Origin of the sequence: Spirosoma radiotolerans (genome assembly GCF_000974425.1) — a bacterium.
Taxonomy (GTDB): Bacteria; Bacteroidota; Bacteroidia; order Cytophagales; family Spirosomataceae; genus Spirosoma; species Spirosoma radiotolerans.
In genome coordinates this window covers 3215764-3232348 of record NZ_CP010429.1, presented here as the reverse complement: position 1 = coordinate 3232348, position 16585 = coordinate 3215764, and the positions used below count along the sequence as shown (strand labels likewise).

General features: G+C 45.3%; 13 protein-coding genes and 1 other RNA gene. 8 read left to right on the top strand and 6 right to left on the bottom strand.

The window, feature by feature from the left end; all coding sequences use genetic code 11:
- Window positions 1-75 precede the first annotated feature (75 nt).
- The gene (proS, locus tag SD10_RS13115) at window positions 76-1548 is read left to right on the top strand and encodes a proline--tRNA ligase (protein WP_046574199.1); all 1473 of its coding nucleotides are present in this window, start codon (window positions 76-78) and stop codon (window positions 1546-1548) included.
- Window positions 1549-1631: 83 nt separating this feature from the next.
- Here proS and SD10_RS13110 read toward each other — a convergent pair whose 3' ends face one another.
- Window positions 1632-2168, bottom strand: a complete 537-nt coding sequence (locus SD10_RS13110) for a hypothetical protein (protein WP_046574198.1) — start codon at window positions 2166-2168, stop codon at window positions 1632-1634.
- Between the two features lie 36 nt (window positions 2169-2204).
- Complete coding sequence (locus SD10_RS13105; RefSeq protein WP_046574197.1) at window positions 2205-2594, bottom strand: PadR family transcriptional regulator; 390 nt, start codon at window positions 2592-2594, stop codon at window positions 2205-2207.
- 383 nt (window positions 2595-2977) lie between these two features.
- Here SD10_RS13105 and SD10_RS13100 point away from each other — a divergent pair, with 383 nt between their 5' ends.
- Window positions 2978-3430: an FKBP-type peptidyl-prolyl cis-trans isomerase gene (locus tag SD10_RS13100; protein ID WP_046574196.1), complete on the top strand. Its 453-nt coding sequence runs from the start codon at window positions 2978-2980 to the stop codon at window positions 3428-3430.
- A gap of 74 nt (window positions 3431-3504) precedes the next feature.
- On the opposite strand, the gene SD10_RS13095 is transcribed toward SD10_RS13100, so the two are convergent.
- Complete coding sequence (locus SD10_RS13095; protein WP_046574195.1) at window positions 3505-3897, bottom strand: hypothetical protein; 393 nt, start codon at window positions 3895-3897, stop codon at window positions 3505-3507.
- Between the two features lie 154 nt (window positions 3898-4051).
- Between SD10_RS13095 and uvsE the strand changes: the two genes are divergently transcribed.
- Entirely contained in the window at window positions 4052-4951 is a 900-nt protein-coding gene (uvsE, locus tag SD10_RS13090; RefSeq protein ID WP_046574194.1) for a UV DNA damage repair endonuclease UvsE, read from the top strand.
- 882 nt (window positions 4952-5833) lie between these two features.
- Here the strand turns inward: uvsE and SD10_RS13080 are convergent.
- On the bottom strand, window positions 5834-6439 hold the full coding sequence (locus SD10_RS13080; RefSeq protein WP_046574192.1) for a DUF3244 domain-containing protein: 606 nt from the start codon (window positions 6437-6439) through the stop codon (window positions 5834-5836).
- 455 nt (window positions 6440-6894) lie between these two features.
- Here SD10_RS13080 and SD10_RS13075 point away from each other — a divergent pair, with 455 nt between their 5' ends.
- Together SD10_RS13075 and SD10_RS13070 are read left to right on the top strand one after the other, a co-directional pair.
- Window positions 6895-7704: an SDR family oxidoreductase gene (locus tag SD10_RS13075; protein ID WP_046574191.1), complete on the top strand. Its 810-nt coding sequence runs from the start codon at window positions 6895-6897 to the stop codon at window positions 7702-7704.
- 129 nt (window positions 7705-7833) lie between these two features.
- Window positions 7834-10476 carry an MGH1-like glycoside hydrolase domain-containing protein gene (locus SD10_RS13070; protein WP_046574190.1) on the top strand — a complete coding sequence of 881 codons (2643 nt, stop codon included), beginning with the start codon at window positions 7834-7836 and terminating at the stop codon, window positions 10474-10476.
- Window positions 10477-10551: 75 nt separating this feature from the next.
- Here the strand turns inward: SD10_RS13070 and SD10_RS13065 are convergent, their stop codons facing one another.
- Window positions 10552-11109 carry a DUF6580 family putative transport protein gene (locus SD10_RS13065; protein ID WP_046574189.1) on the bottom strand — a complete coding sequence of 186 codons (558 nt, stop codon included), beginning with the start codon at window positions 11107-11109 and terminating at the stop codon, window positions 10552-10554.
- A gap of 186 nt (window positions 11110-11295) precedes the next feature.
- Here SD10_RS13065 and SD10_RS13060 point away from each other — a divergent pair, with 186 nt between their 5' ends.
- Complete coding sequence (locus SD10_RS13060) at window positions 11296-12279, top strand: alpha/beta hydrolase family protein (protein WP_046574188.1); 984 nt, start codon at window positions 11296-11298, stop codon at window positions 12277-12279.
- 118 nt (window positions 12280-12397) lie between these two features.
- Here SD10_RS13060 and SD10_RS13055 read toward each other — a convergent pair whose 3' ends face one another.
- Window positions 12398-13039, bottom strand: a complete 642-nt coding sequence (locus SD10_RS13055) for a hypothetical protein (RefSeq protein ID WP_046574187.1) — start codon at window positions 13037-13039, stop codon at window positions 12398-12400.
- A 175-nt stretch (window positions 13040-13214) separates the two neighbouring features.
- Here SD10_RS13055 and ssrA point away from each other — a divergent pair.
- Together ssrA and SD10_RS13050 are read left to right on the top strand one after the other, a co-directional pair.
- Window positions 13215-13588: a transfer-messenger RNA gene (ssrA, locus tag SD10_RS29120) on the top strand.
- A 141-nt stretch (window positions 13589-13729) separates the two neighbouring features.
- Window positions 13730-16582 carry an NACHT domain-containing protein gene (locus tag SD10_RS13050; protein ID WP_148562441.1) on the top strand — a complete coding sequence of 951 codons (2853 nt, stop codon included), beginning with the start codon at window positions 13730-13732 and terminating at the stop codon, window positions 16580-16582.
- Window positions 16583-16585 lie beyond the last annotated feature (3 nt).

Genomic DNA, 16585 nt, shown 5'->3' with positions numbered 1-16585 from the left:
GTTTTTGAAACCTGTAAGCCATGGCCACTCGCTGATTTAACCCTCAAATCCTGACTCGTTCTGACCCGTTCACGCATGGCAAAAGCGCTTCCGTCCCGTAGTGAAAACTACTCCGAGTGGTATAACGAATTAATTAAAAAAGCCGACCTGGCCGAAAACTCGGCAGTGCGGGGATGTATGGTTATCAAGCCCTATGGGTTTGCAATCTGGGAAAAAATGCAGCGAGCTCTCGATGACATGTTTAAAGAGACCGGTCACCAGAATGCTTATTTTCCTCTGTTTATCCCCAAATCCTTTTTGAGCAAAGAAGCTTCGCACGTAGAAGGGTTTGCTAAAGAATGTGCCGTGGTTACGCATTACCGGCTTAAAAACGCCGAGGATGGGTCGGGCGTAATCGTTGATCCGGAAGCTAAACTCGAAGAAGAGCTTATAGTCCGGCCAACGTCAGAGACCGTAATCTGGAGTACATACAAAAACTGGATTCAATCGTATCGCGATCTGCCGTTGCTGATTAACCAGTGGGCCAACGTCGTGCGTTGGGAAATGCGGACTCGTATTTTCCTGCGTACCACCGAGTTTTTATGGCAGGAAGGCCACACAGCCCACGCAACCTCTGAAGAAGCTCAGTTCGAAACGCGGCAGATGCTCGATATCTACGCCCAGTTCGCCGAAGAGTGGATGGCGTTGCCCGTTATCAAAGGGACAAAAACGGCTAATGAGCGGTTTGCCGGGGCGGATGATACGTTATGTATTGAAGCCATGATGCAGGACGGAAAGGCGCTTCAGGCGGGTACCTCGCACTTCCTGGGGCAGAACTTTGCCAAAGCTTTTGAGGTGCAGTTTTTGAACAAACAGAACCAGTTGGATTACGTTTGGGGCACTTCCTGGGGCGTGTCAACGCGGCTTATGGGCGCCCTGATTATGGCCCACTCCGACGATGATGGCCTGGTATTGCCCCCCAAACTGGCGCCAATCCAGGTGGTGATCGTGCCGATTTACAGGAGCGAAGAACAGTTGGAACTACTTTCTGCCAAGATCAAGCCGTTGGTGCAGGAGTTGAAAAAGGCCGGTATTTCGGTAAAATACGACGACTCCGACGCGAATAAGCCCGGTTGGAAATTTGCCGAATATGAACTCCGGGGCGTTCCAGTCCGGCTGGCTATGGGTGGCCGTGACCTGGAAAACGGAACCGTTGAAGTTGCTCGTCGCGACCTAAAAACTAAGGAAACGGTCCCATTCGATGGGCTGACCGAGCATATAAAAAATCTGCTCGAGTCAATTCAGGAAACGATCTACGCCAAAGCCAAAGCGTTTCGTCAGGAGAATACCTTTACCGTCGATACGTTTGACCAGTTTCAGGAACAGCTCGAAAAGGGCGGTTTTATACTGGCGCACTGGGATGGTACAAGCGAAACAGAAGAAGCTATAAAAGAAGCAACTAAAGCCACTATACGTTGCATTCCGTTTGATCAGGTAGCCGAAGAAGGCGTCGATGTTTTCTCGGGTAAACCATCAACGGGGCGCGTCGTATTTGCCCGAGCCTACTAGCCTTGTACCTATGGGCTTCAGCCCGTAGTTCGTCTATCAAGAGAGACTACGGACTATAGCCCATAGGTACAATTCTAATCAGTTTAGTGTAATTCTCTGTGCATAGACAGTTGTTGTTTACGCGTGCTTTGCATATACCAGCTAACGACGGCAAACGTAACGCCACTCAGGCCAGTTAACCAGACAACCCCACCCAGGCTCATGTAGGACCAAGCGTGGCGACTGAGACCATCCATCATGGCCATGAGCATCATGAATAGACCGAGGGCCATGATGAACGCGTTGCGCAACGTAGTGGGGTAAGCCTGGCGCAAATCGTAAGCACCGTAGGCTTTGTTTCGAAATTCGAATACAATATCGTCCAGGCTTGCCTGCTTCAGTTGATCGTCGGTCATGGCCAGTTCAATCTGATATGTTTCGCGTAAATGCCTGACTGCTTTCACATTGGCCTGTTCCAGCACAGCGTCGAGCGCCTTCTCAAAAGGAAGCCCTAGCCATAGATACCGTTCGACTTCGCAGGCGAGGTGATCAAGCAGTTCGTCAACCAGTGCATCGGTTGAGCCATTGTGAATTAAATGGTTATGCAAAGTCGCCAGTTGTTGAGGGCTGAGTTTTTTCATGACGCTATCTCAGTTTATACTCGTGAAAAAAGCTGTTTAATGGCTTGTAGCTAAGTTGGCAGGTAATTGTAGTAAGGTGCGCATGGTGTCCATAAAGCGCTCGAAGTCAGATACCTTTTGTACCGCAGCTTGGGTGCCCTGTGGCGTTAACGCATAGTATTTTCGCAGACGTCCTTCGACTTCCTCCGTTTCTGTTGTTAGCAATCCTTCCTGTTCCAGCTTATGCAGCACGGGATATAAAGCACCAAAGGTCAGGGTTATTTCGCCATGTGTTCGTTCTTTTACCGCCTGTGTAATCTCATATCCATACATACGGCCTTGCCGGAAGGAGGACTGGCCAGTGGGGTTGGGTTTCTGTTCAGACAGTAATTTCAGGATGATTGTTTTGAGGGTTCCCCTTAGGAACTCATTGCCCGATGATTCCATGTTGGAAAAAGGTAGTTTAATGAACTATCTACTGTAAATATATATAAGATCCTAATATATAAAAATTTCCGCCTGCTTTTTGATTAACTTATACGTAACAAGAACCACGAAGGAGGAGATGGCTAATCAACGCAAGGTGAACCAGTTATAAACCTGTAACTTCCTGGAAATGGGTCGTATTTCACCAACTATAGAGTCGAAAACAGCGCTACGGGGCATTCGCTAGGTGGTGATTCGAGGGGGCGGACGTTCAGGGCTGATGCATAAAATTTGAACTTTTGCCCTTGGTCGGTAGTTCGTCAAAAGTTAGCGTATAGCCCAACCTTTGCCGGAAGTTCCGGTATTTTTATGGCAACGTCTTTTACCACAAACAACATAACAATATGGCACAAGCAAAATCTGGCGATACCGTTCAAGTCCACTATACCGGAACCCTGAGCGACGGAACCATATTCGATTCATCAGAAGGCCGATCGCCCCTGGAGTTCACTGTTGGCAGTGGTCAGGTTATTAAAGGGTTCGATGATGGCATAACGGGCATGAACCAGGGCGAAAAGAAAACCATCAATATCCCCGTGGAAGATGCCTATGGGCCAGCCAATGAAGATATGATTTTTACTCTGGAACGTTCAGATATTCCAGCCGATATTCCGCTTGAATTGGGCATGACACTCAACATGCACGAAGATGGCAATCCACGACCTATTCCGGTGATTATCCGTTCATTAACCGATACACATGTTACGTTGGATGCCAATCATCCGCTGGCCGGACAGGATCTGACGTTTGCTATTGAATTAGTGGGCGTGAAATCGCCGTCAGGTTTGATTTTGTAGAGCAACAGCGCTTCAATAAAAAAGGCGGGGAAACATAGTTATGTTTCCCCGCCTTTTTTATTGGTAGCCTTTTCTTAGGCCTTGGTTAAATCATCAAGTTCGCGGAGGGCTATTTCAATACCCCGGGCGTTGGCGCGGGCGGCATAGGCAGCAAGCGCCACGGTAATAGCCCCGACGTTGATCGCAACCGGCAGATCGTCCAGCTGTTGCAGGCTCGTTCTGGCTTTGTGGGTTCCTTCCAGAATACGCCCCGTCATCTGATGCGCATTCGTAAACGCGGGGCGAGTCGTTCGCATCTGAATCGCCTGGGCACGGTCCAATAAACTGTTTTGATAGGCATTCAGGTCCAACTGTTGTTCATGCGTTAGTTGTGACCAATGGACAACCTGAAACTCGTTTAACGAACGAGCCATGTCACAATAAGCGGAGGCAAGCTCATTGATTTGTTCAAGGGTAAGGTCTTCCATACGCTCTTCTGACTTTAATCAGCTTTTACTATTGGCACTGTGACTCGACCATTGAAGGTAAGTCACTTCCCGCTATTTTTATTTCGGATAAGCTGACTTTTGAACAAACGGTAAAAAACTAAAACCGGTGGATAGGCATTTCAGTTAAGTCTTCATGGACGAACTACCACTAAACGCCGGATATGCTTGTATTAATCTGAGTCTACAGGCTGAAAAAATTACCAGCAATCGGGGCATGATTAAGAAGACGTTTACCGAGAGAGGGACAGCATATGCGTCGGAACTGGCGTTGAAAAATGTTCAGGATTTGCTAAAAATTGTTGACTGGAATCTGGAAAATGGATTTCGTATATTTCGCATATCTTCCGACTTATTCCCCTGGTCGTCGGAGTATCGATTTACGGATTTACCTGACTATGTCGACATCCGGGAGACGCTGGAGGAAATTGGCAGCCGACCCATTCGGTTAACGGCTCATCCGGGTCCTTTTAATCAGCTGGCCGGGCAAGGGAAGGTGTTGGACAATACGATTAAAGATCTCGAAACTCAATCGGAAGTGTTCGATTTGATGGGTCTCAAACCGTCGCACTGGAATAAAATCAATTTTCACGTGGGCGGAACCTATGGCGACAAACCCGCGACACTGGCACGGTTCGCCAGCAACTTTGCTTTATTATCCGAAAATCTCCGGGCACGTCTGACCATTGAAAACGATGATCGGGTAACTCTGTATGCTGTTGAGGATCTGGTTTATCTGCATGAGACGATTGGTATACCCATCGTTTTTGATTACTTCCATCACGCGCTCAATCCGGGGCAATTGACTGAAGAGGAAGCGTTTATGGTCGCCTACAATACCTGGGATGTCAGACCTGTTTTTCATTTCTCCAATTCTCGTCGGGAGTATGAAGACCCAACAGCCCGCCGGGAAGCGCATGCCGACTGGATTTACACACCCGTGAATACGTACGGTAAAGAGCTGGATATTGTTTTTGAAAGTAAAATGAAGGAACTGGCTGTATTGCGAATGAAAAGCAATAGTCTGGCTGCATAGCCCTGGGTCAGGCATGAGCGGCAAGGCAAAAAAATGCCCCACTCTTTCCAGGTGGGGCATGTATAAAAAGGAATGGCTTTAGTTTGGGAGTCACTGTCCATCGGACTTCACTTGCCTGTTGATGGACGAGTGGGCCTGACGCCCGCGGAGTTGTCGAGCAGTGGAACTGGCCTTGCCGGGGTCTCGTAAAGGAGGTCCTTCTCCCCGTAACAAATACTCCGCAGAAATTCTGGGTTCGGCTTGGCAAAGCCTTTCTAATATCTCTAAACCGGGTTTAGTTCTCCCACCAACTATGTTGTAAATCGTCATTCGATTAAACTGGTGGTCAATTAGAAATTTATGGGGAGTTGTATTTAGTGCAATGAAAATTGCTTTAAGTTTTTCATTTATGGGTATCATGGGTGTTCTGTTTATAGAATTTCTCAAATATACATTCCTACAAGAGGTATGGAATACTTTAGGGCGAAAAAAGTGTATAATATTTGCTTAAGTGTATATATATGTATTATTTAAATCTATAAAGTTTTCGAAAAGGAAAATTTGTAAATAAACTAAGTCCCTACTATGTATATAGATTGATACGTTTAATTATTATTTAATAGATAAGGTGAATCGTTAGACTAAGAACTGTTCAATATGATCGACAGGTAAATAAAGAATAAAGTAATAGAGCGGTACGTGAACATGCTTGAATAGTCGTTTGAGTGGTTCTATGCAATGTGTGTAAAAGCCAATGGCGTACACAAAAAAGCCCGCTGCATTTCCTACGAAAGCAGCGGGCCGGAATGTAGTGGTGACTAGCTTGTCCGAAAAGACTAGTCACGTGTGTTGAGAAAGTGTACTGAACAACCCGAAGGCGAATACCTTTACACCGCAGAACCCTTAGTGTTGAATAGCAACACGAGAGATGAACTTCTTCTCGTTGGGGCCAACAACAAATGTGTAGGCACCATCAGGAAGACCTGACAAATCGAACCGGCGAACCGAGCCTTTGAACGTGTCCGTCTGCACCAGAACATTCTGTGCATCGTAGATCGCTACGTTTGCTTCTTTAATGTTTTTTGCGGGCAGAACTACTTCAATTTTATTTTTTTCGTAAGCCGTCAGGGTTGGTTCGGTCATTTGTTGCAGGCTGCGTTCGTCTACATTAAGCGCGTTTGCTTTGATCGTTAATCCCTGCGACATCCACCAGGCGTTGTTGCTGGCAGTCAGGTAGTACTGACCATCCGGCAGATTGTTCAGGTTGAACGAGGTAGCCCGTTTGGCATTTTTAGAAATCAATCCCCGATAGAGAATGTTGCCGTCTGCGTCCATGATCGCCACGTCAACCGATGCTCCCGGCTGTGTATAAATGCGTACTTTCTTTTGTTCGGACTTCTCAACTTTCACACCACTCATTCCTGATCCTGTGTCAGCTTTAGCATCTCCCATGCCTGCCAGACTGATTGCTGATAAAAGAACAGCTACTGTTAAACGGAATTTTTTCATTGGTTTGAAATTTTTGTTTTACCGGGACAAAGGTGTGGGTCTAACCCTATTTAATGCAATAGGGCCCTAGCTGAAAACCAGTGTTTTACGAAACATTCATTTTTTAATTATATTCCTTCTGAGCAAATTAGGGCGTTTATTGGAAAAGTACAACAAGTCCATATTTTTTACTTATGAATTGTATTTTTCTAATAATTCTAAATTTTAGGACTCTATACGTTTGTGAACCTAGTTTGTCTTCTTAAAATACAATTTGTTCAAAATAGTACAAATTTGAAGTAGAGGATGTCAGGCGTTTTTTCGGGCGTTTAATAGATTAACAGTTGATTAATTTGTTGGACGACCGCTGTCCCTGCTGTACGTTTACAACCTAAATCGTGGAAGCGATGACTTGTTGATTGACCTTAACAAAATCAGGTGAAAGGGGCTTATAGACTAAACCTATAAAGAAATTCATGGAGCAGGTATTAAAAGGGCAGGTCGCCATAATCACCGGAGCAAGTAGTGGCATAGGCGCAGGCGTAGCAAAATCGCTGGCCCTTGCCGGGGCAACGGTAGTTGTCAATTACCCGGGCGAGAGCAGTAAGGATGCGGCCGATGCCGTATTAAGTGAGCTAACAAATGAGGGCGGTACGGGTATCGTTGCTCAGTGCGATGTTACGAAGGAAGATCAGGTGATTAAACTGTTTGCGGATGTTGTCGCCCAGTTTGGAACGGTCGATATTTTGATCAATAACGCGGGTTTACAGCGGGATGCAAAATTTGACGAAATGACCCTGGAACAGTGGAACACTGTAATTAGCGTTAACCTGACAGGGCAGTTCCTATGTGCCCGCGAGGCCATTCGCGAATTTTTGCGTCGTGGGCCGCGCCCCGAGGTGTCCGCAGCAACCGGAAAAATCATTTGCATGAGCTCCGTACACGAACTCATCCCCTGGGGCGGTCACGTCAATTACGCGACGTCGAAGGGTGGCGTTAAAATGCTGATGCAATCGCTGGCGCAGGAATACGGTGATCGTCGGATTCGGGTGAACAGTATTTGTCCAGGTGCGATTCAGACGCCTATCAACAAGTCGGCCTGGGAAACGCCCCAGGCGCTGAATAGCCTGATGACCCTGATTCCATACAATCGGATTGGGCAGCCTGCCGACATCGGTAACCTGGCTGTTTTTCTGGCTTCGGATCAATCGGACTACATTACGGGCGCCAGCATCTTTATCGATGGTGGCATGACCGTTTTTGAAGGCTTCGCATCAAATGGATAGGAGTAAGGGATATAGGGTGTATGATGTAGGATATATGGTGTATGAATTCTGGCAATCATATATCCTACATCCTACATCTTATACCATACATCCTACACCCTACATCACACACTGTACACCGTATCGCACTTGACTACCGAACACCATCGTTTAGAAGATCCAGCCTGGCGGCAGTGGGGCCCTTATGTCTCCGACCGACAATGGGGAACTGTGCGCGAGGATTACAGCGCGAACGGAGATGCCTGGAATTACACAACCCACGACATGGCCCGCAGTTACACCTTCCGGTGGGGCGAGGAGGGCATCGCGGGTATTTCCGACGACATGCAGCAGCTTTGTCTGGGGCTCGTACTTTGGAATGGAAAAGACCCGATTCTGAAAGAGCGCTATTTCGGGCTGACCAATGCCGAAGGAAACCACGGGGAAGATGTAAAAGAGCTTTATTATTACCTGGATAACACCCCGTCGCATTCCTACCAGCGAATGCTTTATAAATACCCGCAGGCGGCTTATCCGTATGAACAGCTGTTAAGCGAAAACCGACGCCGGAGCAGACTGGACCCTGAGTTTGAATTGCTTGACACGGGTATATTTGATGCCGACCGCTATTTCGATGTCTTTGTCGAGTATGCCAAAGCCGGCCCGCAGGATATCCTGATGACCATAACGGTGCATAACCGCGGACCCGAAGCGGCAGCGTTGCATGTGCTGCCAACCCTCTGGTTTCGAAACACCTGGGTATTTGGCGACGATTCGGATGGGGTGCCAAACTACCGGCCGTCGCTCATTCTGCAGCCTGACAAAACCGTCTCCGTTGAAGACTCCGCTTTGGGGCGTTACGTCTTACACGCCGAAGGTAATCCGGAGTGGCTGTTTTGCGAAAACGAAACCAACATGGCCCGGCTGTATGATACGCATACGGGTTCCCGTTATCCCAAAGATGGCATCCACGATCATGTTGTATACGGAACCGATACTGTCAATCCGGCGCACACGGGTACCAAGGCTGCCGCGCATTATCAGGTGACGATAGAGCCCGGCAGCTCGGCGGTTGTTCGCCTTCGGCTCGAAGCAACGGGTCAGACGGGTACGGGCCTGACGGCACCATTTGCCAATTTTGATACAATTTTCAACAAGCGAAAAGAAGAAGCGGACGAATTCTACGCCCAGATTCACCCAGGCGAAGCTACCCCGGATGAGCGACTGGTGCAGCGGCAGGCGTTTGCCGGTATGCTGTGGAGCAAGCAGTATTATTATTATGACGTGTCGCGCTGGCTTGCCGGCGATGAGAATAGCCCACCGCCACCGCCTGAGCGGTTGCACGGCCGCAATCATACCTGGCTTCAACTGATCAATGCCGGGGTTATCTCCATGCCCGATAAGTGGGAATACCCCTGGTATGCGGCCTGGGATTGGGCCTTTCATTGTGTAACCCTCTCGCTAATTGACCCTGGTCTGGCCAAACAGCAATTGATGATGCTCACCAATGAGTGGTTTATGCATCCTAACGGCCAACTACCTGCCTATGAGTGGAATTTTTCGGATGTAAACCCGCCCGTACAGGCCTGGGCGGCCTGGCGTATCTACCACCTGGAGCTGGAACGCAAGCCACCGGGCGACGAGGACTTAACGTTTCTGCGGGGCATTTTTCACAAATTGATGCTCAACTTTACCTGGTGGGTGAATCGGAAAGATGAATCAGGAAACAACATTTTTGAGGGGGGCTTTTTAGGCCTCGACAACATCGGTGTTTTCGACCGGAATACGATCTTTCCCGGTAATAGTCATCTGGAGCAGGCCGACGGCACCAGCTGGATGGCAATGTATGCCCTCAACATGATGCGGATCGCCCTTGAACTGGCCCGCCACGACTCCGTCTACGATGAAATGGCGACCAAGTTCTTTGACCATTTCCTCTATATAGCCGGGGCCATCACGAACATTGGCAACAGCAACGTAGGGCTTTGGGATGAAGAGGACGCCTTCTTTTACGACCAGTTGCGCCTGGACGATGGCAGTGTGCAACGCATGCGGGTTCGAACATTGGTGGGCCTGATTCCGATGTTTGCAGTCGAGGTGCTGGATGATGAACTGTTACAGGCAAACCCGGCCTTTGCCCAGCGAATGGCCTGGTTTCAGGGCCACCGACCTGATTTGTATAATCAGGTGTCGCGTTATACGGAAAAAGGGGTCGACGAAAAACGATTACTTAGCCTGTTGCGTGGATTTCGCCTGAAAGCACTGCTGTCGAAAGCATTGGACGAGCGGGAGTTTCTAAGCCCGCATGGCATTCGGGCTGTATCGAAGGTGTACAAGGATAACCCCTATGAATTTACCCTGAATGGTACGACCTTCCGACTGACGTATACGCCAGCCGAAAGTGACAGTGGTATGTTTGGCGGCAACAGCAACTGGCGAGGTCCGGTCTGGATGCCCGTAAACTACCTGCTGGTCGAGAGTCTGGATCGGTTCTACCACTATTTTGGGGATAGTTTTACGGTTGAATATCCGGTTGGGTCCGGGCAACAGATTACGCTTACCCAGGTTGCTCATGAGTTGAGTAACCGACTCATTAGCCTGTTTACCCTCGATGCCAATGGAAAACGCCCGGTCTTTGGGCAGCATGCCAAATACCAGGACCCCCACTTCCGCGACCATGTTCTGTTCTACGAATATTTCGACGGCGACAACGGGCGTGGGGTAGGTGCCAGCCATCAAACCGGCTGGACGGGTCTGGTAGCTGAGTTGATCAACCGGAAGTATAGAAAATAAACGTGCCACGGTTCCTGAATAAACCGTGGCACTTGTGTAATCTAGGAAAAGCAGTGAACCTGTGGTGTAACAGAACTACCGGCGGGCAGGCCGAAGCACCATAAACCGCTGCTGAAGCAGGTAATAACTGCCGAACAGCAGGCCGCTAAAGAATAAATCGCCAACCAGGCCATTCAGGAAAAAGTTGGAGCCATTGTAAAAGGCCAGCCCAGCGGCATAAGAGGTCATCAGCCCGGCGGCCGTCTGTGGGTAATACGTACTGCCGTACCAGACCGCAAAATTCGTGATCAGAAAAAACAGGATTGACGACGCAATCGAAGCGGCTGCAATGCGCCCGGCCGAGGGCCGCTGCAACGCTGTCCGGCGGACTGCCCACAGGCCCAGGAGCCAGGTCAGGGCAAAACTAAAGTAGACCGCACCCATGCTGCCATGAAAACCAATAAGCGCATCGCTCAGCAGCATGGCTGCCATTGGAACCGCCAACCCCAGCCATTTCCGCTCAAACGTTGCTGCGCCAAATAAGGCCAGAGCCGCAATGGGCGTGAAGTTCGGCCAGTGAGGCACCAGACGAAACAAAGCAGTTGCAAGAACAAGGACGGTCAGTGTGGTTAAGCGAATTTGAAGGGGCTTCATATAAAATCAGCAGTTATTGTATTAACTAGTGTCCAGTATCCAACTCAGAACAAGGTTCGGAAACTTCTGTAAAATCAGGTAAGTTGTTAACCGGTTAACAAAGGTAACGCCATAAATAGACACAGCAAAGCCAAATTTGTGGCCTGTCTGCCAGTCACTGTAATTCAGCTCTTTTTATTCCCCACTATGAAACGTCTTTCCTGTCTCATCTTTCTTCTGGTATCCATCTGTCTACAATCGCTCGCCCAGACGGAAGAACCCATGCATTATCGCGTAACGGTGCCCGCCGGGACCGAATTAACCCTCGATGGCACGCTGACACTGCCCGGTAATCATAAAAAAGCCGTGCCAGTGGTGTTGCTCATTGCCGGGTCCGGGCCAACAGACCGGGATTGTAATAATCCATACGGCCTGAAAACGAATGCGTTCAAGATGCTGGCCGATAGCCTTGCCAGCAGGGGAATTGCCGTAGCCCGTTATGACAAACGGGGCTCCGGTACAAACCTGAAAGCCGCCCAGATGGTCATCAAGCCGGAGGAGTTCGTTTTCGGGCACTATGTATCAGATGCCGTCGGTTTTATCCGGCAGCTACAGGCCGACAAACGATTCTCGAAAGTTGTTGTGGCCGGGCATTCAGAAGGCGCTTTGGTCGGCATGCTCGCTGCCGAGGAAACAAAGGCTAACGGGTTCGTGTCAATAGCCGGGGCGGGGCGTAATATTGTCGATGTGATGAAAGAGCAGGGACGCATGGCAGGCAACCCCAACGAACTTCAGGCTGAGGTGGATGGCGCACTGGATTCGTTGCGGAATGGCCAGATGGTGCATCCTAAAAATCCGATTTTAAAAGCCCAGCTGTCGGCAAAAGCACAGCCCGGACTGATCTCGATGATGAAATACGATCCGGCAGTTGTGATCAAAGCTTACAATGGCCCGGTCCTGATTATTCAGGGCAAAAAAGACTTGCAGGTGGCCGTCACCGATGCCGAATTACTGAAAGCCGCCCGACCCGATGCGACCCTGATGCTGTTCGACGCGATGAATCACATCCTTAAAAACGTGGAAGGAACAGATAAAACAGAGAACGTTAAAACCTACAGCAAGCCCGACCTACCGATCACACCCGGCCTGGCCACAGCCATTGAGCAGTTTGTGATCCGAAAGCGTTCGTGAAGTTGATGTAAATAATGAATAGCTTTATAGTTAATTGATTACAATGAGTATTTGTCATCCCGACGCAGGAGGGATGACAAATCAGGAATCCACTATTTACTGTAAAATAAGCCTCCGGCTAATTGGCGGAATAGTGTTGGAGAAAGGCGATCAACCGTTCGAAGCGAATTTGCTCGTAGGAGTTTTGTGTCTGTTGAACAAAAACATGCCGATACGTATCGACCAGGTCTTTGAAGTGCCGGTTGTGATTCAGGCTGGCCGCGATGAGTCCTTTGTAGCACCGGTGCATCTGATTGGGAACATACGGACAGAGCTGTTCGGGTTGCCCGTTCAGCAGTCGGTCAATGGCGGGCAGTGCACAGGACGCGGTCAGGAAATCAAAGCCGACGGAAACAAAAAACTGCTCGATCTGATCGCAGACAGCGAGAAGCTCTTTCTCCGAGTGAATGCTGAATCGAGCCGACGAGTAATCCGCAAATTGAGTGATGAAAGCGGTAAGCGTATTGGCATCCGGGCGGCTGATGGCCTGACTGGTCTGAAACTGTTGGGCGATTTGCTCTACCTGATCATTCCGACAGCCAAGCTGAACATCCAGTATCGTTTCGTGATCGTAAAACGTTGGAAACAGCATGACGGTCTGAAACCCTGCATCGGTTAGGTTTCGATATTGCCGCTTTTCAGGCAGCAGCACAAACTGGTGCCGTTGGAATAAAGGCGTCAGATGCTGATACAGAAGGGTTTCGAACGAGGTAGACGTCATGAACGTATCGCCATAACGGCATATTGATTACATTCGCTGCCTTAATAACTGTTTTGGCGTGGATATGTTTGTCTGATCGGGTTAAAAAAATGTGTGATTAATGGGCTTAATCGGCGAACCAAAGGTCCATGAAACAAGTTAGGTTAATGCAGAAACGCAAAAGCGCTTCAGTTTTGGGGACGACCGGAATTGACAGCTTGCTGAGGTCGCGTGTAAGCATGCCGGGAGTTGACGGTATTTCCCGCCCAAACAAATCGTCAAAACAATAACTGGCGAATATAACTACGCCATGGCTGCCTAATCCGGAGGATTAAGCAATAGCCATTGTCTCCCCGGCCTACGTGCTGCTGGCTGGATCAGGAGGCATCGACTCGCAGCGCTGGCTCGGTTTATGGTGTTAACGGCCGAGTAAGACACAAGCACCTACGGATGAAGCTTGGTTTGGTACACACCGGGCCGATTCCCGACAATCCTAAGTGTACCTAAGCATGTAGAAGGCACGACGGGTTCCTTGACTGGACGAGAGTTCGAATCTCTCCGTCTCCACAAAAACCGAAAAAACCCCGAAATCAGACTGATTTCGGGGTTTTTTATTGGGTACAAATGGGGGTACAAATATTTTTCGTAGAATTACATCAACTAGACCGTTCATACAAGTTCGAATTTCCACACTTTAATCTATTAATGTATATGCCACTAATTACTTCAAGCGCTTTAACAGGTTTTGGTTCTTGGTTATTAAAAAAAGGAGGAGATACATTTATAAAAGGTTTTTCAAAAGATGAAGTTAATAAAAGATTTGAAAAATGTTTGTTAAAAGCTTCCTCCGAGCTAAATAAAAAATATCCAAATGCTTTTGGCGAAGATATTAAAAATTATTTACAAAATGATGATATTAAGAATGAATTATTTAAGATGCTATTTACTGAATCTAATATCGAAATAGACGTACTCAAACAATATATTGATTTTGATACCCTACCCGATGGATTTCTAATTGATTTGATTGCCAATATCAAATCAAGTTTAAGTACTGATACGAAAATTAATTTAATAATTTCGAATAAAAAAATATATGATATTGTAAAGGATTCTAGCGATAGTATGAGCCAATTAATAAATGAGTCTAAAAGAGTTAATGAGGGAGTAGTAGATATAAGAGAGAAGCTTAATACATTATTTAAAAATAAGTTTTCTTACGATAATTTTTTGATAAACTATTTTGGTAGTCTCAAAACATCAATAATTGATGTTAATTTTTTTGGCTTAGGTATAGAACAAACTTATAAAAAACCAAGAGTTAATTTAAAAGAGATTTTTGTAAAGCCGCTTTTTAAATATAAAAAACAAGGAAACAGTGATGATGCAGTGATAGTTGAAAACTCTGTAAAGATAACTAAAGATTCATTTTGTATAATTGAAGCTGATTTCTTAACAAGAATACCGAATAACATTGTTGTGTTGGGCAATCCTGGAGCAGGAAAATCTCTGTTAATAAGAGCTATAATATATGCCATCATTAATAAAGATGATAGCGTTATTTCGGCAGAAAATATTTTCAGTTATTTGCCGATAAGAATTGAATTAAGAAAGTATCTTATTTACAAGAAAACAAATAGTAAAAATTTGCTCAATTATATACCCCACTTGTTTGAGCTAGAGTATGGGCTAAATTTTATAAATACTGACGATTTGAAAGAAATTTTATTGAACGAAAAAGTTATAGTATTTTTTGATGGATTAGATGAAATATTTGATTTGAATGAAAAATATAACGTTAAAAATGATATAGTAAATTTCACAAATACCTATAAAAATAAAGCCATAGTTACATCTAGAATTGTCGGATACGAGGATGCAAAACTTGATAATAGTTATTTGGAGTTTGAAATGGAAGATTTTAATGATGACCAAATAACTGAGTATGTTGATAAGTGGTATAAATTTGAAGAAACTGATGAAGATAAGAGAAATATAGAGATAAAGGAGTTTTCTCAAGTGAAAGATGAATTGTCTAATCTGATAAAAAACCCTTTGTTGTTATCGTTGATAGTAATCTTGTATAGAAATAATTTAAAAATTCCAGAATCTAAGTTGGAGATTTACCAAAGTTGCACTAAAACACTTGTTCATAAATGGGATTCAATAAAGCAGTTAGACTTCTCAGTAAATAAAGAAATATTAGATAGTAAAGAAGTATTATTGGCTGATTTAGCGTTTTGGCAGTATAAAATTCAGAGTGAAACTCCTGATAAATTGACAAACGCCACCGCCTTAGCAACTGTTACAAATTCTATTATGCTAAGGCTTAAGATAAGTGAATGGGCAACCGCAAGGACAATAGCGGAGTCTTTTCTTACATACGCAGAAAAAAGATCAATATATTTTGATAATAATTTTACTCATAAAACATTTCTAGAATACTATACAGCTTTCTGGATATATTCTAATTGTGATAAAAAATACGCAGTTCAAAAAAGAGATATGATTGTTGATCAGTATATCTCTAATCCTTACTGGTATATCGTATTTGAGCTTTTACTCAATATGATCGACAATGAACAATCAGACGACGAAATTATAGATGGAATTTACCAAAGGCAAATTGATAGGGATTGGAGAAGCCTCCAATTCTTAATAGGAGCATTGCCTTCTATTAAGAACATATCTCAGGAGCAAACAGTGCAACTTTTTGCCAATACATTTTCTTTTCTTTTAACTTCTGAGTCGAACGAAATTAACTCAAGTAGAAGTAAGGAAACTAATAAATCAGAAGCGTCTGTAATGGGAACTTATGACGCATTAGATTCAATTGCAAATAGCAAAGACTATAGAAGTTTGTTTATAGATACTGTTGTGAAATTGTATGATAAAGGAGGAGATAATAAACCAAAGATTTTCTCTTTGGTTTATGAAATAATTGCTCTTCGAGATGTTGATATATTCGGTGTTTTTAGAGATCACGATATTGAATTTATAAATACCATTAAAACTGACCCTAATACTTATATGTTATATTTTTATAATATAAAAGACATTGATGAACTATTTTCTGAGTTAATAGTATATATAAAAAAGTTTGGGAAAGATGACTTTTTTACTTCTCCTTACACTAAGTTTGCTGGCTGGACACACATATCATTAGCGCAAAACTTTTTTACCGTTTGGCTAAGCAAGCCTATAACAGATATTAATTATTATTTAGATGAATTATCAAAATGTGGGATAGATAGACAGACGATACTTAGTAACTCAGAAAGTATTGAAATTGTATTTTATAGTAATACAAGCAGGATGAAAGAAGTTTTACTTGCTTTGGACAATGAAAAAGATTTTTTTACAAAATCAATTTTATTGTCAATGTTTTTTTCAATGTATAGTTTTAGGAATAGTTACGATAATGTAGGTGTAAGTTTAGATAGTATATTAGATATTGATATATCTACATCACTAAAAAAAGCAGTAAAAAGTGTAATGAGTAAAAAGTTCAGTCACGCAAAAACTATGGTTGATTACGTTATGAATAAAATTTCAATAAATTGAAGT